At 53.0% G+C, this 17,716-nt stretch carries 18 protein-coding genes; 8 read left to right on the top strand and 10 right to left on the bottom strand.

Annotated elements, in window-relative coordinates:
• The first annotated feature begins 32 nt into the window (after positions 1-32).
• Both ACR0DB_RS09070 and ACR0DB_RS09065 read left to right on the top strand, forming a co-directional pair.
• On the top strand, positions 33-416 hold the full coding sequence (locus ACR0DB_RS09070; protein WP_480550282.1) for a carboxymuconolactone decarboxylase family protein: 384 nt from the start codon (positions 33-35) through the stop codon (positions 414-416).
• A gap of 35 nt (positions 417-451) precedes the next feature.
• Entirely contained in the window at positions 452-1,237 is a 786-nt protein-coding gene (locus ACR0DB_RS09065) for an alpha/beta hydrolase (RefSeq protein WP_480550280.1), read from the top strand.
• Positions 1,238-1,604: 367 nt separating this feature from the next.
• Here ACR0DB_RS09065 and ACR0DB_RS09060 read toward each other — a convergent pair whose 3' ends face one another.
• From ACR0DB_RS09060 to ACR0DB_RS09050, 3 genes are all read right to left on the bottom strand, one after another.
• Entirely contained in the window at positions 1,605-1,826 is a 222-nt protein-coding gene (locus ACR0DB_RS09060; RefSeq protein WP_480550522.1) for a DUF3604 domain-containing protein, read from the bottom strand.
• Positions 1,827-2,071: 245 nt separating this feature from the next.
• Positions 2,072-3,121: a GFA family protein gene (locus ACR0DB_RS09055; protein ID WP_480550278.1), complete on the bottom strand. Its 1,050-nt coding sequence runs from the start codon at positions 3,119-3,121 to the stop codon at positions 2,072-2,074.
• A 212-nt stretch (positions 3,122-3,333) separates the two neighbouring features.
• Entirely contained in the window at positions 3,334-4,257 is a 924-nt protein-coding gene (locus tag ACR0DB_RS09050) for a LysR family transcriptional regulator (RefSeq protein WP_170774024.1), read from the bottom strand.
• Positions 4,258-4,358: 101 nt separating this feature from the next.
• Between ACR0DB_RS09050 and ACR0DB_RS09045 the strand changes: the two genes are divergently transcribed.
• On the top strand, positions 4,359-5,345 hold the full coding sequence (locus ACR0DB_RS09045) for a sterol desaturase family protein (RefSeq protein WP_170774026.1): 987 nt from the start codon (positions 4,359-4,361) through the stop codon (positions 5,343-5,345).
• Positions 5,346-5,650: 305 nt separating this feature from the next.
• Positions 5,651-6,031, top strand: a complete 381-nt coding sequence (locus tag ACR0DB_RS09040) for a 3-methyl-2-oxobutanoate hydroxymethyltransferase (RefSeq protein WP_480550276.1) — start codon at positions 5,651-5,653, stop codon at positions 6,029-6,031.
• Positions 6,032-6,298: 267 nt separating this feature from the next.
• Here the strand turns inward: ACR0DB_RS09040 and ACR0DB_RS09035 are convergent, their stop codons facing one another.
• A complete protein-coding gene (locus tag ACR0DB_RS09035) occupies positions 6,299-7,198 on the bottom strand; it encodes a hypothetical protein (protein WP_480550274.1) in 900 nt (299 codons plus the stop codon).
• 733 nt (positions 7,199-7,931) lie between these two features.
• A complete protein-coding gene (locus tag ACR0DB_RS09030) occupies positions 7,932-8,195 on the bottom strand; it encodes a DUF4242 domain-containing protein (RefSeq protein ID WP_170773675.1) in 264 nt (87 codons plus the stop codon).
• Positions 8,196-8,358: 163 nt separating this feature from the next.
• Between ACR0DB_RS09030 and ACR0DB_RS09025 the strand changes: the two genes are divergently transcribed.
• Positions 8,359-9,237, top strand: a complete 879-nt coding sequence (locus ACR0DB_RS09025) for a LysR family transcriptional regulator (RefSeq protein WP_170773677.1) — start codon at positions 8,359-8,361, stop codon at positions 9,235-9,237.
• An 80-nt stretch (positions 9,238-9,317) separates the two neighbouring features.
• Here ACR0DB_RS09025 and ACR0DB_RS09020 read toward each other — a convergent pair whose 3' ends face one another.
• From ACR0DB_RS09020 to ACR0DB_RS09000, 5 genes are all read right to left on the bottom strand, one after another.
• Positions 9,318-9,890, bottom strand: coding sequence for a carboxymuconolactone decarboxylase family protein (locus ACR0DB_RS09020; RefSeq protein ID WP_170773679.1), 573 nt, complete (start codon positions 9,888-9,890; stop codon positions 9,318-9,320).
• Between the two features lie 304 nt (positions 9,891-10,194).
• Entirely contained in the window at positions 10,195-11,847 is a 1,653-nt protein-coding gene (locus ACR0DB_RS09015) for an adenylate/guanylate cyclase domain-containing protein (protein ID WP_480550272.1), read from the bottom strand.
• A gap of 337 nt (positions 11,848-12,184) precedes the next feature.
• A complete protein-coding gene (locus ACR0DB_RS09010) occupies positions 12,185-12,649 on the bottom strand; it encodes a CoA-binding protein (protein ID WP_170789616.1) in 465 nt (154 codons plus the stop codon).
• A 3-nt stretch (positions 12,650-12,652) separates the two neighbouring features.
• Positions 12,653-13,018 carry a 2Fe-2S iron-sulfur cluster-binding protein gene (locus ACR0DB_RS09005; protein ID WP_480550270.1) on the bottom strand — a complete coding sequence of 122 codons (366 nt, stop codon included), beginning with the start codon at positions 13,016-13,018 and terminating at the stop codon, positions 12,653-12,655.
• Positions 13,015-14,370 carry a selenium-binding family protein gene (locus ACR0DB_RS09000; protein ID WP_480550268.1) on the bottom strand — a complete coding sequence of 452 codons (1,356 nt, stop codon included), beginning with the start codon at positions 14,368-14,370 and terminating at the stop codon, positions 13,015-13,017. The genes ACR0DB_RS09005 and ACR0DB_RS09000 overlap by 4 nt, the downstream gene beginning before the upstream one ends.
• 70 nt (positions 14,371-14,440) lie before the next feature.
• Between ACR0DB_RS09000 and ACR0DB_RS08995 the strand changes: the two genes are divergently transcribed.
• The 3 genes from ACR0DB_RS08995 (at position 14,441) to ACR0DB_RS08985 (ending at position 17,714) form a co-directional block, all read left to right on the top strand.
• Complete coding sequence (locus ACR0DB_RS08995; protein WP_480550266.1) at positions 14,441-15,202, top strand: IclR family transcriptional regulator; 762 nt, start codon at positions 14,441-14,443, stop codon at positions 15,200-15,202.
• Between the two features lie 96 nt (positions 15,203-15,298).
• Positions 15,299-15,652, top strand: a complete 354-nt coding sequence (locus ACR0DB_RS08990; RefSeq protein ID WP_170789612.1) for a putative quinol monooxygenase — start codon at positions 15,299-15,301, stop codon at positions 15,650-15,652.
• A gap of 298 nt (positions 15,653-15,950) precedes the next feature.
• Positions 15,951-17,714 (top strand): adenylate/guanylate cyclase domain-containing protein, encoded by a 1,764-nt coding sequence (locus ACR0DB_RS08985; RefSeq protein WP_480550265.1) that lies wholly within the window; start codon positions 15,951-15,953, stop codon positions 17,712-17,714.
• Positions 17,715-17,716 lie beyond the last annotated feature (2 nt).

The raw sequence follows: 17,716 nt of genomic DNA, 5'->3' as shown, positions 1-17,716 counted from the left end.
CACAACTATTGTCCACGACTCCCGAGGTAAAAATGTCAGACCTGTTCAACGAAGACTTGTTTCTAAAAGGACTGGAACAACGCAAGAGCACTCTTGGCGCAGAATATGTCGAAAAGAACCTCGCGGCGGCTGACGACTTCACCCGCCCGTTCCAAGAAGCGATGACAGCCTGGTGCTGGGGTTTTGGATGGGGCGATGATGTCATCGACGCCAAAACTCGGTCGATGATGAACCTGTCGATGATCGGCGCTCTGGGCAAGATGCATGAATGGGAGATTCACTGCAAAGGCGCGATCAACAACGGCGTTACGCCCGAAGAGATCCGCGCCATCATCCATGTGATCGGAATCTACTGTGGCGTACCCCAAGCCCTTGAATGTTTCCGCGTGGCGCGCAAAGTTCTGGGGCATACGTAAATCACGCCCCAAGCCCATGCGGATCCGAGCACGCGATGACCGACGACCCCCTGCCACCCGTCCTTTTGCTGACCGGAACAAATGCCGCTGCTTGGACGATGGCGCCCGTCCGCCAAGCCTTCGAACAAGCGGGTTATAGCTGTCACAGCCTGACTTATCGCCACCACGATCTGCCTCCGGGCCCGGATCGGGACGCCAAACTGATCGGGCTTAGCATTGCCGACTATGTCGAAGATGCACGACGCGCCATCAATGAGATCGGGCAGGCTCCGATAGTCGTGGGTCATTCGCTCGGCGGCGTGATCGCTCAGCTTTTGGCGGCACAAGGTCTGATACGCGCCGGAGTTCTGCTGAACAGCAGTATCGTCAATGGTGTCCTGCCCACCACCGACGGAGAGCGCGATCTGGGAAAACTGTTCATCTCGGCCGGAGCTTTCTGGGATCAGGCCTTGGGTCAGGATTTCGAGCTTTTGGCAACCTACGGGCTGAACACTCTGCCAGAGGCGCTGCAACACGACATCCATCAGCGGCTTGGCACCGAGTCCGGTCGGGTGCTGTTCGAATTCGTGTTCTGGATGTTTGACAGCGCGCAAACGACCCTGATCGACCCGCACAATGTGACATGCCCGCTCTTGTTCGTTTCTGGCACGGAAGACAAGGCCGTGGCGACCAGCACGGCCAAGGCGATGGCGAACCGCTTTGACTCAGCCGAGTTCATGCCCGTCGAGGGGGCCTGCCACTATATACAGTTTGACGCTCAATGGAACAAAACGGCGCAAACTGTGGTGGATTGGGTCGGGCAACTTGACGGAATTAAATGACTCTTTTCTCAGTAAGATGTTTTGTGTGCCGCGCACCAACGCGTAACCGGACTCAGGTAATCCGGTTCAACCCCAAATCGCTGACCAAAGGTATTTTTTGGCCCCAATGTAAACAAATGGCGGAGACGAAGTCAGCATAACTAAGCCCATAAGATACTGTTAAGTGAGAAATAAATTAGAAGTATCAGGAGAAATACCACGATACCTACCACACACAACTCGATGTCAAGTGATAGGACGTTGGTCAAATACGATAGCAGACTCTCACGCGGATTGCTTCAAACAGTCGCTTTGAGCCCGAAGCAAACTATGCGAATGGCCGTATTGGATTATCAAAAAATCATCTGCGAGGTATGTACCATATTGGCTATAGGTTAGCTCGTTCCTGTAGCGAATGCGGGGCTTCATTAGGGATCTGCGTTCCGAACACCTTTGCATCGTATGTCGTCCACCGCGGTGTCGGTATTGCCAACACTCTCACGTAGCAGAACGCGCTTTGCGTCGGGTCGTAGTCCGGGTCTTCCCAATATCCGGCGAGAATTGCCTGGCCAATGTCATTTGTCCAAGACGCGTTCTTTACATCCACTATATTGCCAACCGAGCCGTCACACGCCGCGTTTACAAGTTCAGGTACCTTGGGGTCGAACTCGACGACGCGTTGAGCATCGCGGAGAAGATCGACATCTGACGGTTTGACGGACGGCAGCAGCCGTCCGTCATCTCAAAACGGGTTCCGAAGGTTTAGGCGCGAACGGCCGCTCCTCCGGATACCAGACTTTGGATTATTTGCGTTGAATGACCGCCATGCGGGATAAAGCAGAAATCGCTCGGTCACTAAAAAACCTCAGGCGGCTTAGCCAAAGGTCCCCAAGTTTCAGGGTCTGGTAGACCGACACTTGACCACGCTTCTTGCAAAACTCTGGAGTCTGAAGATCTTGTCCGCGGCAAATCATCCAAAATATCAAACCAAGGCATTTTGCTTTCTATTCCGGAGTGGACTGAAGGAGCAAAGTTTTCCGGTTGGTCGAGGCTCGAAGTATGCAGGACCAGATAGGCCGTTTCTCGTGGCTTCACGAGCTTATAAGTTAGGCTTGCCCCGCATCTGGCACAAAAGCCACGATTTGCTATCGGCGTAGTTGCGAAGTATCGAGGTTCCTCGGTGAGAAATCGAACAGCAGAAGCAGGAAAAGCCGCCCATGCATTAACTGCTGAACCAGAAAATTTTCTGCAACAACTGCAATGGCAATACCCGGTGCTTATGGCAGGCGCGTTTATTTCATACCGTACCAACCCACAGATGCAGCCACCAGTTATTAAGGTTTTGGCCAATTCATCTTCATCAAAATCCAGAAAACCTCCCTCTTCTCCGGGTTCTGAAACGGTCATGTAGACATGTATTGGACTATCAGTTCTCTTGAGTCTTTTGTGACCGCAATCCGCCAGCGGAAGATCTATCTTGCCCGCTATTTGCGCCATTACTTCTCCTGAAACCGCGATTCCACCTGGTTCCGCTATTGCTTCAAGCCGTGCCGCAGTATTTACGCCGTCTCCGAGAATATCGTCGCCGTGTACAACGACATCACCGAGAGAAACGCCGACGCGTAAGATGAGAGGGTCGTCACTGTTCGACCGGCGTGCTTCGCGTGCGCAGGCTCTTTGAATGTTAGTTGCACAATTGACCGCCTCAAAGACACTCGAGAACTCAGCCAAAAACCCATCGCCAGTAGACTTAAAAACACGACCCCGGTTTGCTTCCACCTGCATGCCGATGATTTCACGTTCTAGTCGAACCAACTTAGCTAATGTTCCACTTTCATCGCGTGATACCAATCCCGCGAAACCGACTATATCGGTGGCCAGAATGGCCGCTAATTTGCGTTCCATCTCCGTTGCTCCGAGCCAACAATCTCCAATTGATGCCTGCTTACTTTAACATAAAATCGGTCGCAGCGAGCCACGGTAGCTGAGGTGTTATTTCCAGTTTTGAAAGACCGTTCAGGGCTCAATGCGGTCGTTCGCTGCACCTTGCTTGAACGTCTACTTTGCGGACACTACGTCATTTCGCTGCATGCGCCCCAATGGTCGCCTGTCTAGGACTAGCTCAAGACAACGCATTGTGTTGACCCGGATTCAGAGAAGTAATCTCGGCAAGCTTGAGCGAATTCTTGAACGATCCGTCTTGGACGCGCACTGTCGTAGCCGAGGGCCAGCGTTAGTGGCGGCAGAGTATCTGAAATCGGGCGCGCGACGACAGGCGCACCAACATACGTCTCGGACGTTAAAGGCAGCATATTTAGGATTGCGCATCCCCTCCCCGCTGCCACAAGACTGCGTACCATTTCGGTCGAGTTCGCGTAGGCCGCGATTGGCACTTGCCTTGTGCGGGATTGAAACAGACCTTTGTAATAGGAAGCGGCCAAGGGGCGGTTCAGCACAACCAAAGGTTCCTTTGAAATCTGAGCCATCGTGACTGCATCTTGGTCTGCCAATGGATGGGACTGTGGCAGCAAGCAGTACGGCGGTGCTGTGATGAGGGGGGTAAATTCGATGGAGGGCCTTACACCCTCTGCGACAAACAAAATGGCATCGTATGTCCCATAGAGCAGCCCGTCCTGTACTTCATCATTGTTACATTCTTGCAATTCGAGCGTGACACCTGTGCGGTGAGACAAGAACGTATCAAAAATCTGCGGTAGAAACGCTGGGGCGATGGGAGCATAGTAGCCTACCCTAAGCGTTCCACTATGCGATTGCTTCAACTCCGCGCCCTCAATCAGAAGTGACCGGTAGTCTTCCAACAAATGCTCGCATTTCCGCGCCACGTCGCGTCCCGCTGCGTTCGGCTGAATACCACGCGCGCGTTGGCGGATCACAAGTGTCAGATCAAATTCTGCCTCGACCTGATCAATCGCGCTGGATACTGCAGAGGCAGCAATGTTCAGTTCCGCCGCCGCTTTGGCAATGTTGCCATGACGCAGCGCGGTTGTGAAATATTCCATGGCCTTAAGGGTTAGCGGCATCTTTATCTCTGAATTTATGATGATGTTTGTCTTTTAATACTATTTTTCCGGTGAAACAAATCATGCCAACGTAAATGCGCTGCTTTTCTAGGAGACCATTGATGTCTGGCGCACCACTCAAAGGCTGGAACCACACGCCAAATGTCCCGCTGCAAGTGTCGCCATTCTTTAGCTGGCCCCCGCGCCCAATGGCGATGGTCGCATGGTTCTGGAACTCTTGGTTCTTCCTCACCGAACGATTAATCGTCGTCGCGATTGCCTGCATTTCGTTCTATTGGTTCCACCCCCCCTTAGCCGAAACGCAAACGCTGGCGTTCGGTTGGATTGCCGAGATGTTCATCCGTAACGTCGCATTGATGACACTCGTCGCCGGAGGGCTTCACCTCTATTTCTATACCTTCACCAAACAGGGCCAGGAGTTGAAATACGACCCGCGTCCCCTGATGAAAAACGGGCGACAGTTCACGCTGGGCGGGCAAATCCGCGACAACATGTTCTGGACCATCGCCAGTGGCGTCACGGTTTGGACGTTCTATGAGGTGCTGATGTTCTGGGCGATGGCCAACGGTTATGCACCGATGCTGACATGGGCAGCGAACCCCATCTGGTTCATCGCTCTATTTCTGCTGATCCCCGTTTGGGAAAGTTTCTATTTCTATTGGATTCACCGCTTCCTGCACATCCCGTTCTTCTACAAACACGTGCATGCACTGCACCATCGCAACATCAACGTAGGGCCTTGGTCGGGCATGGCGATGCATCCGGTAGAACATTTGATCTTTCTTGGGTCGGTGCTGATCCATTTTATTGTTGCGGCACACCCGCTGCACATTCTGTTCCACCTGCAATATTACGCGCTGACGGCTGCGACGACGCATACGGGCTTTGAAGGCATGATGATCAAGGACAAGAACCGCTTGAAGTTGGGAACATTCCATCACCAGATGCACCATCGTTATTTTGAGTGTAACTATGGCTCGCTCGAATTGCCTTGGGACAAGTGGTTCGGTTCATTCCATGATGGCACCGTAGAATCTGACGCGAAAATCCGCGAGCGGCGCAAGAAATTTACCAACGGGGCCAAATGAATTGGGTGGCATGACAGTCAAGGACTTGCTGGAGGCCAAAGGCAAACGCACAATCAACTACGTGCAGGTCGCCCGCGAAAAAGAAGCGATTGCGGCGCGCGAAGCGGGTATAGACATGATCGGCTCAGCCTTTGTACCAGAGCAGGGCCATTCTGCCAAAGCTGTGCCCGACACGCATTTCCAGTTTGGCCTACCATGGGGCATACCCGCAGACGTAACAGAGGCGTTGCGCAATGCCATGGCCGCAATGATGGCAGGCGCTCAATCTGTCTATTGCGGCTACAACCCATGGGTCGTGGAGGCGCTTGCCCGTCACGGTGTTCCCGCCATTTGCAACGTGGGTCTTGCCCGCCCAAGGCAGCTTGGACGGGCGGGTTCAAGGCGTGGGCAAGACGCTGGAACAAGCCAAGATGATCCGGACGCAAGTTCAGGAGTTCGAGAACGCCGGTGCGTTCGCCGTAGAGATGGAGGTCGTGGCCGCAGGTCTTGCAATCGAGATCACCAAACGCACATCTATGCCGACGCTCTCGCTGCGGTCAGGCGGTGGATGCGACGCGCAATATCTGTTCTCGGCTAATTTGTTGGGCGAAAACCGCGGCTATATCCCGCGCCATGCCAAAACCTACCGTAGCTTCGCCGGAGAGCGGGACAGGCTACAAGATGAACGTGTCGCCGCCTACCGTTAAAAATTCGCAGACGTCACGAACGGAGGGTTTCCTAATGCAAACCAAATCGTGAACATCGACGAAGATACACTCGCGAAACTCTGGGAGACGTAAACTCGAATCTTTAAAAGTGGCCAATCATTTGCCGCGCGACATTTTTTGGTTTGGGCTCGGAGCAGTCGTTCGCTAAGCAGCGCATCAATGACCGCCGTGCGGACAAAGCAGAAGTATGAACTCAGCCGCGAAAAAACCTCCGCACACATCTGGCAAACAGGCTCAATGCCGCGATTAGAACCTGACCCTAAACGCCAGCCCAACCAACGGCGCAGTGTCATAGCTTTGCCGACTGATTTCTACTCCATTCGCATCATCTAACGTCAGGCGGCCATCAAATTCTGCTCCCGCAAATACGCTCAATGAAACTCCAGGATTCGGATTGTACCCAAGAGAAAGAACCACAGGGATACTCTTGTCTTCACCCACCCCATCCGGGGCGAGGCCATCCTCATCCAACCTGAAACGAATTCTCTCTGATCGTGCGGTTAACGAAAGATCGATAGCCTCATTTAGAGCGTAGCTCAGCGACAACCCGGGACCTTGCGTTGCTCCGACACCAGAGCCGGTGTTCAATTTCCAGCGGTCATTTATGTCCCAGTCGATAAGCAGAGCCGGAAAAAAATCAGTACCGCTTTCGTCAAATTCAGAAAACGCACCAAAGGCTGGGCCTATCGTTAGGCGCTCGTTCAGTTGCCATGCAATACCTGCAAAAACACCGTAGGTTCTACCGTCAGATGAGGAGGCCCCGCTTTGGTAGTCCCACCTGATCTGTGGCGATACAAAAACCGTTGTTGTATCCCCCACACGAAACCGAACAGGAACAGCTACGCGAAGGTCACGTATGTTTTCCCATGGCTGGTTGTTCGATTGGCTGAATTTATAGTCCAGCTTGCCAAAACTGGTGGAAAGCCCAACGGAGCTTCCGCCTTCTAGATTGTAAAGTGCGGTGGCACGTAGAAACGCTCGACTTGCAGAGAACTTGCCGCCGTCACTCAAATCCGCATCCCCTTGAAACGCGGCAAGCCCATCAACCTGATACGCCCAGCCTAACCGAGGCTGGGCAGCCGACGGAAGCGAGGTGAACCCAAGAAAAACAAATCCAAAGCAGCACGTTAGAAGAAGATTTTTCATCTGACATTTTCCACGTGAGACTGGTTACGTATTGAATTGTCATTCCTGGTCGAACAGATCAAGTCCTTTAGAGTCTGCTAAGTGGACGAAGCCGCCGTTAACACCGTCATCAGCAGGTGTTGCCTAACAAGCGATATCCAAGCCACCTCGCAAACCTTCAGCGCGTTGTTCAGCAGTGTAATTTCGCGTTCGTCTAGTTCGGTTCTACTGGCGGTCTGAATGAAGGGGCGCAGGACTTCTTTGCCATTTCACTCTCGCAAAATTAAAAATGAATAATGAAGTACTTGCTCCAAACCCCAACTGCCAGGGCAATCCTCATAGCACTCTTTGTAATTATTGTTGTGAGGGTGTGCAGCTATGACAGCTATCAAGGGGCTGGATATCAAAGGCCTGATCAAGAGTATTGGGATGGCGAGGGCAGGCCTTAGCCCGAGTTCCCTTCTGTACTGCAGCGTCCAATGCAAACAGTCGCGCAGGTTGACCAAGTGATCCATCCGGCAGTCTGTGGTCGCATTGTGTAAGCAGAACTCCAGGGAGCCTGAGCTAGTCTTTCGAAGAAGCTAAAACGAGATGAGTTCTAGTCTGCATTGGAGATGATGCTGCGCTTCCGCAAAACTCGGTGTACCAAGTATCTGCGGGACGAACCTGCACCTCCCTGCCGAGCTGCTCAACCATTGCCAAGGGCCCATGAGCATATACTCAGGGCCCAAAAAGCAATCAATATTACAAGCCGTTACGGGGTAAGGTCCATTGCGGCTACGACCTTTTCGTAAGGAAGCCCAGCGGTATCGTTCAATCGACGAACTTGATCGGCGCTTTCACCATCAAACAAGCACATGCAGCGCCCGTCTTCGGGAGCAAATGTTGAACGAACGTAGCTGATCTTGTCTCCATCTGCCGTCATTTTTTGCGCAGTTGCTATCGCGGCTTTTTGAGCAGCGCCCAAGTCATCTATGCTGATACCCTTAAGGTTTCTTTCGACCATAAAAACAGACATTTCGCTCCCTTTCCGAATAGTCAAAACTAATGCGCCTATTGCATCACGGAGCGGTGGCTCGGGGAACTATCAATACCTTATGACTTAATAACTCCAGGTTTGGATAAAACGGTGTATCCTGCGTCATGATTGTTATTAGCTTTCAGTGACGAGGTGCCCCAACATGGAGATGTCTCAGATTAGATATGTCTTATCTGCCGCAAAGCATCTGAATTTCACCAAAGCTGCTGCAGAATGCAATGTGAGCCAACCAGCGCTTACCAAGGGCGTCAAGTCACTAGAAACCGAACTGGGCGCACAGGTTTTCCATCGGGAAGGTAGGAAAATACTGGTTAGCGACTTTGGGAAGTCTATGCTGCCGCATCTACAGCACATCGTCGACGAAGCAGCAGCTACACAAGCGCTGGCTCAGAATTTTCGTTTGCTGGAAAAAGTACCGCTGCGCTTGGGTGTCCTATCAACAATTGGGCACGTTCGCCTTGCTCGCTTTTTAGCTCAATTCGAGAAAAACCACAGCGGATTGGAGTTGTCTGTCAACGAAGCAAGCGTGTCGGACCTAAAGAAAAAACTTGCCGATGGCGATATCGATGTTGCTTTAATGACCCTGACTGAAGAGCTTGAAGAGGAGTTCAGGACTAGACCACTCTACGACGAAAGATATGTGGTTGTTTTCCCGCCGGAACACCGCCTTGGACAACTCAACTCAGTTTCGCTCCAAGACTTATCACAAGAAAACTACGTTGACCGCTTGGCCTGTGAGTTGCGCGAGATGGTAATGTCGGTTTGTCAGTCAAAAGGCGTTGAGCTGTACGCTCGCTTCAGGTCTGAGCGAGAAGATTGGGTACAAGCAATGGTTGCTGCGGGCATTGGTTTTGCCTTTATGCCTGAGTACTCGGTTACTCTACCGGGCTTGATGCAGCGCCCGCTTGTTGAGCCAGAAGTTTCAAGAACTATCGCGGCCTTTACAGTCCCCGGCCGAAAACATTCGCCTGCACTTGATGCACTTATGAGGTCATCGCAGACTTTTGCATGGCCGGGATAAGTAACGTCAGCTTTGGGCTCGGTGCACACACTAAGTCACTTCCGTTCAATCTCTGCTCTGCGGTCTGGCACAACTACAAATCAAGAGATATCGAGGCCGTTCTCCCGTCCGAAATCAGTGTAGAAGGTTTCGCTGCGGCATCGTTCCAAAGTGGCCTCATCGGCTTGTCTTGGATCGTTGCCAGGGCTTTGGACACCTGTTCCTTCTATAAATCGGTTCACCAGATTGAACACGCCGCAAACTTGGATGGCATCAAACAATGCACTCTCCGACCAGCCTGCGTCATACACCGCTTTTGCGTCTGATTCAGTCATTTGCGATGGCGAGACAGTGAGCTTTTCGACATATGCCAATAAAGGTTTAAGCTGGTCCTCGACTGGTGCCGTATCGCGGTCCTCCATCAGCGACTCAATTGTCTCGACCTCAATACCGTATGCCTTGGCAAAAACGATGTGCGCCCCATGGCAATACGCGCAAGCATTCAAGCCCGAGACATAGGCTGCGATTAATTCACGTTCGGCGACCGACAGATCGCTCTTTCCCCTCATAACCAGGCTTTCGTACGCACAAAGTGGAGAAAGCTTATCGGGAAAAGCTTGATAGACACTACCAAGTGTTGCGTTGTCCGGCAAAGACGGGAACAGGCGTTTCATTGAATTCTCTCCCAATATTTTTGGGTAAACCTGGTCTCAATGTGACGATGCCAAGTTGCTTACGCAAACTCAAAGCGATTTTTGGATCCCACGTGATAGTTTTCTGCACACACTGCAAACGGCGGGTTCGCTTGGCTGCAACGCAGCATTTTCGACACTTGTTGAAAGACAGCTTTGGGCTCAGAGCAGCCGTTCGCAGAATTTTCTCTAATGACCGCTGAGCGGACAGAGCCGACATGAAATAAGGCCAGGTCAGGGTGGCTTCCGTTTTTGAGGCAGCTGCCTGCCACCGCATTTCCCACGACTAGAAACCTTCTGTTGGGACGAGAGCTTCCAGCAGGGCGGCGTGCTCGGCTCGCAGCAACGGCTTGAGAAAGAACATCGTCGGTTCTTTTGACAGAGCATCGGCAACGGCGTCGTTTGCTGCGGCGGCGTCAGTGTCGCCAAGTTTTCTCAGTACGATTGCCTTGAACCGATGGAGCGTCCAGAAGCCGGGCTGAAGCTGGATAACGCTGTCCAGAGCATTGGCACAGCCCTGAAAGTCGCCGGAACAATACAGGCAGACCGCGAGATTGACCTGCCGCATTGGTTCATAGGACTTCTCGGTTGCCAACCCCTCCACCTGCTCCAACGTTGCAAGAGCATCGTCGAATTTGCTTTCCGCGATCTCAACCATGGAGAGGATTAAGCGGCCAAAATAATAGGTCGGGTTGAGCTTCAGCGAGTGATGGCAATCGCGCTTGGCGCTTTTGAAATCCTTTTTGCCGAACAAATAGCACATACCGCGAACGGCAAACAGGTAATCGCTTTTGGGCATTGAGACCAACGCGCGGTTCAATGCGCTTTCCAGCAATTCGGCTTTGCAGGGTTCAATTTCCTCGAACCTCGTTCGGGCAAACAGGATATCCCCCATAGACGACATCGCCAGAACCATCGGATGGTCCGGGTTCAGTTCCAGCGCCCGGTCCAGATATTTCCTGGCGTCGAGCCATTCTTTGTGTTTGCCTGACTGACCGGTGCTCGCGACGCGTGCCAGAAGGTCGGATATGCCCATTTCCTCGATCGGCATATGTTTCACACGCTCGGCATCAAAATTGTTCAGGTGGTTGCGGATATCCGCGTTTACTTGTGCAGCCGTTTCGTCGAAGAACGCAAAGATGTCCGCAGTTTCACCTTGATAGTTCTGCGAGAAAGAAGGCTCTCCGGTTTCAGACAGCACCAGAGATATACTCAGCCGCGCTTTGCCCGCCGCCATCCGCAGTCTGCCGCGCAGAAAATAGGTTGGGTCAAGCGTCATCGCCGTGAGCGCGTCCACAACCCGAATACCGGTGCGTTTCGACAGGTTCATCAAGAGCTGGTCACGCAACTCCAGCGCTGCGGCCTTGGTTTCTTCGTCATTTGGCCCGAACTCTATCTTCACCACGACGATGACGGGGCGCTTATCCTCTTCCGGTGCGACCTTTGTCTTAGGCGACCAGTAAAAACCCTCGACCGGGTCGGGAATGTTTTTTAACTCGAGCAGCCCCGCGCTTTCGAATTGTGCTGCCAGACTGCCGCTAAGCTGTCGAAAGAGGTCTTGCGAAATCATGATGCCGCCAGGTGGTGCCTCGGCCTCGAGCCGGGCCGCAAGGTTGATCCCGGTGCCATAAAATTCGTCTTCATCCTCGGTAATTTCACCCAAATGGCCGCCGATACGTAACTTTATCATTGGGTGTTTGGCCAGCTTACTCTGTATCTCAGTGGCACATTCCAGAGCCGCCATGATCGACCCGAATGCAATGATCCATCCGTCGCCCAAACGCTTGAGGATTTCGCCCCCATGGCGATCGCAGATCGGAACCAGCTTGGTGTCGTTGATCTCTTTGACTGTCGCTATCCCTGACTTTTCGTCGCGGGCCATCATCCCGGAATAACCGACAATGTCCGCTACGATGATCACTGCTAAACGGCTGCCCATGTTTCGTCCTCCATTTAGATGGTCGGGCTCAGCGTCAACCCATGCGGCAATTACTTATACAAATGCTGGTATGATCCAACAATCGTCGTAACCGCTTATCCAGGTCGCGGCAGGACAAAGCTGCCGTTCGCCGCTGCGCAGCGCTGGGATGTAACCTAAATATCTGGTTCGTGGACAAGGTGGCCGTTGGTTCTATAAACAAAACGGCCATTCTTGGGTTTAGAGAACGCGGATTTCGTAAAGCGGGCTGGATTACGTGTCTTCTCTTCCGTAAGCACAGTATTTCAATTGGCACCATTATTGGATGCTGAGGAGGTCGCTACCAATCGAATTTCCATCATATCTTTAGGTCCAGGCGCGGCTTCCAAAACGGGCGGAAGAGTTCAATCTTGGGGCATCGGTTCATCACGACTTTAAGGCCCGCCGCTTCGGCGAGTTGCGCTGCTTTGTCGTCGTACACACCGATTTGACCCCAAAGAACTTTTGCCCCGATTGCGATAGCCTTCTCGGCAAAGGCATAAAACTCTTCCTTCGGGCGAAAAACGTCAACCATATCAACATTTTTGTCGATCTCTTCCAGCGAGTGGTAGACCTTGAGCCCTCTAATTTCCGAAACATTCGGGTTAGGATTCACCGGTAGAATATCATAGCCGATTTCACTCAGCTGTCGCAGAACGCCATAGCTGAATTTCGTTTTGTCCGCGCTAGCCCCCACCATTGCAATGGTTTTAACCGACTGCAGGATGTCGGCGAGGTATTTAGGGTCGTAATCGTAGATGCGGTCAATATCTGCTTCGGGCATCGGTTAACCTTCCTTCGGCGTCGCAATGTCAGCCTTGAGTTCGTGGGGTTTGAGAGCGTCGAGAAACGGATTGCGGTACAGCTTGTCATGGCTCTCGACCCCGATCTCAAGCGTGATGTCGGATGTCGGACGCGCGACGCAAAGGATCACATAGCCGTTCGCGATTTGCCGATTATTCAGCGCAACCTGTCGGCGTTGATCGATCGCGCCAGTCTTTAGTTTTGCTGCGCAGGTAATGCAGCCGCCATACTTGCACCCAAAAGGCAAGTCGACGCCTTGTTCTCTCAGCGTTTCCAAAAGTGCACGCCGCGCATCCACACAATATTGCGCGCCATCTCTGTTCGCGATCGTCACGGTATACGTAGTCATAGCCAGATGTCGCTTGTACAATCACCGCCCGGATACCGGCTCTCGTGACAGCGCGATGGACCATTCGGTTCTGCGCCAAAGTCCACAATGAAATCCTTATTGATCTTCATGCCACCGTTTTCAGGGTCGCAATCGATCATCACCATAACCCCGCCCTTTTCGCGGATCTCGGGATAGAACTGATTGTCCCAAGTCGAGAACAGCGAGGTCGTGACATAAAGCCTTCGTCCGTCGAGAGAGAGCTGGAACATTTGCGGACCACCCGCGACCTCGACCCCGTTAACGATCGGAGCTTTACCCAAAAGGCCCCCCATAAACACTTGGCCGGTCAGCTTGGGATTATGCGGATCGGTGATGTCATACTGGCGCATATCTCCATGCAGCCAGTTGTTCAGGTACAAGTATTTGTCGTCCATCGAGATCAGGATCGCCGACATCACCCCTGGCAACGGGATCGGCCATTCGGGGTGCATCTCGTTTTCGACATCGATGATCTTTTCCCACTGCCACTTTTTAGCATCGTCTTGCCACCAATGGATCACATTGGTCGAAAGAGCTGCGCCACAGAACCCATGCGTGCTGTCGGGGTCATGGTGGAACTTGACTTCCAGTGGCAACAGCCCGTCTTCACCCAAATAGAAGCTTTCGACCGGTTCGCGCTTTTCAAAATCCCAAAAATGCAGCTCCCGCCCATATTTCAGATGGCCAACTTCTTCCAGATCGAAGCCTGGCATGAAGGTATTGGGCGCAGCCCATTCTGAACTGACCATCACGTTGTGGCGTGGTTGGTACCAGAAGTCATAGCCGAATTTGATATCGCCCATCGAGGTTTCCCAGCGACCGACGATGTTGAACTCTTTGTCGAGATGCAGATAGCCTCCAGGAGCCTCACCCTTGGCATTTCCAAGGAAGGAAATGATGATTTCCGAGCCCAAACAATGCACCGTATGCGGGCCCGATAAATCTGCCTTGGCCTTGATCTCGGCCCCGTCGATGATCTTATGCAACCGCGGCGCACGCGGGTCAGTGGCTGTATCAACGATGTGAAGGTTGTTAGAGCGTACGCCCGGCAAGATCAGGTATTTGCGGGACATCGAGCCGTCGTCGTGACAGGACGAACAGGCGTTCCACCCCATGTGGTGAAGCTCGTCCCCAATCCCCGGCATTTCCAGCCTATGTATTACCTGAGAATAGGTCGGGCTGTCAGAGTCGACATCCACTGTAGCAAGGTAATCAGGTTTCTGGATCCCTGTCCCGGTGTAGATGGCGATCGTGTAGAGTAGCTTTTCTCGGGGGGCTTTGATGGCTTCTTGCGGACTTTTGAAGCCCGGTCCACAGCATTGTCCATCCATCGAGTGCTCCTCCCTTGATTCCCTAAATTGTATCGTATATCGAAAACTTAGTTATCATAAAGTGAGAAAAATGCATCTCGAACGATTAGCGCTGATTTTGGAAATCGTGGGTCAAAAAGGACGTGCGTCCGTAGCGGATATCTGTGCTCAGTCCGATATACCTAAACCGACGGCCTACAGGCTGGTTCAAGACCTTGTTTTGTCTGGCCTCCTTGAATCACCAACTCGTGGTGAGTTCGCGATTGGGATTAGGCTAAAGCGTATCACGTTGAGCGATCACTCTGATCCCGCTCTTTTGCAAGTGATTGCGCCTGTCCTCTCTGGTGCCGCGAATGACTACGGCGCTGCGTTTTTCTTGTCTCGGCTACGGGGCCATTGGGTTGAGATTATTCATGTGGAGACACCGCAGACGGGCGTGTCTTTTCTTCATCCAGGTATGGGCAAACGACCAATGCACGCGTGCTCTTGCGCCAAGGCAATCGCCGCCGTGTCGCCTGAGCTGCTGTCTCTAGACCGATTGGATGGGCAGCTTAAGCGGTACACAGATCGCACGATTACAGACCCAAAGGAACTGGCCGCGGAACTCGATGTCATTCGAGCCAAAGGGTATGCCGAATGTGTTGAAGAGCTCGAGCGCGGAATCAGTTCTGTCGCAACAACGCTGACTAAAACTGGTGTCGGTGCGACGCTTTCAATCGGCGCTACGGCGTCTCTTCGGGTGTTTACACCTTCGAGGCGAGAAAATATTGGGCAGACACTTACCACAATGTCACACGAACTTGCACGCGCGCTAGGATGGGGTGAAGCAGATAAAGAAAGGATACCCGCTTAGGTTCATGGGTATCGCAGTGCTGTAGGTTAACGCCATTCAGCAGGACAGGTGTGTTTTGCGACCTTCGCCGCTTTTAGATCAATGAGGGAGACAAATATGGAAGATGCAATGTTTGGTGGGTTCTTCGTGATCAACGTAAAACCTGAGTATCGGCAGCCCTTTTTGGACGCCAGCATCTTCCAAGCGCAAAATGTTGTCAGTGAAGAACCCGAAGTCTTTCAGTTTCATATTATGGTGGATGAAACAAACCCAAATCGTTTCTATTTCTACGAAGTGTTCAGGAACGAAGCCGCGGTCCAGGATCATTGGGAATCTGAAACTTTCAATAACTGGTTAAACACTGTCCGAAAGATGCTGGATGGTGAGATCGAACTTGTTGCCAGGATGCGCTCGCTTTTTCCGACGCCAAAAGGTTTCGAGGCGCAAAAAACAAGCCTGCTACTATGGTAAAACTGACCGACGTTTGAAGCTATCGCCGGTGCGAGAAAATTATGGATTTTGGTGCTGGTCTGCGTTGGGCTCGGTGCACTCGTACGCTGCATCTGGCGTGAACGACTGCTATGCGGACAAAGCCGTCGTCGTACATTGAGCACGGCGGCGATGGCTTCAGAAGTTACAAATTGCTTTTGCAGATTCTGTATGTTCCTCGCGAATTTCCAGAGTGAACCATCAGACAGGCTTGGAATGATTGGTTGGCATCCAGTCGATCTCCAGATTATTGTGGTTCGAACAGCTATGGCGCGGTTGGATGTCTCAGGAACGAGTTCGAAGAAGGCTATCGGCGATTCTTGCGGTCGACGTCGTTGGTTACGGCCGACTAATGGCGGCGGATGAAGTTGAAACATATGCCGCCCTGCTGGACTGCCAGAAGTCTATCCTGGATCCCTCGGTGTCAGGCCACAGTGGGCGCGTTGTCAAGCTGATGGGAGATGGCGCGCTCGTCGAGTTCCAAAGCGTCGTCGATGCCGTTGAGTGCGGAATTGATATCCAGGCGGGATTTTCAAGACGCAATGCCGATCTGCCCCAGGCCAAGGCCATCTTGGTTCGCATCGGCATCAATCTGGGCGACATCATCATCGATCGCGGCGACATCTTCGGCGACGGCGTCAATATCGCGGCCCGGCTTGAGGCAATCGCAGATCCGGGCGGCATATGCATCGCCGGTTCGGTCTACGACCAGGTCAAGAGCAAAGTCGACGTCAAATTCGAAGACCTCGGTGAACAGACTGTCAAAAACATCGCCGAGCCGGTCCGGGTCTATCAGGTGAAGCCAGCCGGAAGCATCACGATGCCGTTTGCGACTGCGGCGTCGGCCGTGACGGTCCGACCGTCGATCGCAATCTTGCCATTAGACAATCTGTCGGGCGATTCCGATCAGCGATATTTTTGCGACGGTGTCAGCGAGGATCTGACGACCGGGCTGTCGCGTTTTGACTGGTTGTTTGTGGCTGCGCGCAATGCCGCCTTCCGATATCAGGGCCAGCCTGTTGACGTGAAACGCGTCGGACGGGAACTTGGCGTTCGCTATGTGCTCGAAGGCAGCGTTCGCTCGGCCGACAAGCGGGCGCGGGTGAACGTCCAGTTGATCGAGACAGAGCGTCAGGGCCACGTCTGGGCCGACATGCTGGATGCAGACATGGCAGATCCGTTCGAGGCTCAGGACGATGTCGTTACGCGTATCGCGTCGACGCTCGGACCGGAAATAATGCAAGCTGAAGTATCGAATGTCTTGCTGAAGCAAAACCAGGACCACACCGCATGGGACCGCTATCTGCTGGCACTGCGCGGCTATTTCACAATGACCAAGCAGGCGCTGGAGGAGGCGATCACACACCTCGACAAGGCAATCGAACTGGAGCCGGATTTCGTTATGTCCTATGGACTGTTGGCACTCTGCCATGGGCAGATGGCAACTCATGGCTGGACGCGGCCGGCGCGAGAGGGTTTCCGCCGGGCACTGGACCTCGCCAACAGAGCCATTCGGATGGCACCGGCAAGCCCCGAAGCGAACCAGGCACTTGGCTGTGTTCTGATGTACACTGGCAAGGCGAAGGACGCCGTGACCTCTGCCCGGCGCGCGATCGAGCTTAATCCTTACTATGCCGAGGGCCACGCCGTACTCGGACATTCGTTGATCATGTGCGGCGAACTCGAAGAGGGCATCAAGGCTTGTCAGACAGCGCTCAAAAGCACGCCACGGGACTTCCGGGGTAGCTGGTTGCTCGATGCGATTGGTCACGGTTATTTCTTCCGTGGCGAATACGAAAAGGCCATCGATCTCTCGAACCGGGGACTGCAAAGCGACCCCGGTTTATTCGGTGCGCTGGTCACTCTGGCCTGCGCGAACGCCCGGCTCGGTCGGATGGATGAGGCGAAGCGCGCCATCGACCAACTTCTGGCCGATATCCCCCGCTATTCGCTCAGTGCCGTTCGCAAGAACCCTATGTTCGTTGACCCAAAACTCGTCGACGAGTTGATTGACAGCCTTCACCTGGCTGGTCTTCCGGAATAGCG

It is taken from the genome of Ruegeria sp. AB6 (genome assembly GCF_056542685.1).
The sequence above is the reverse complement of the archived record's forward strand: the minus strand, read 5'-3'. Positions and strand labels throughout refer to the sequence as shown.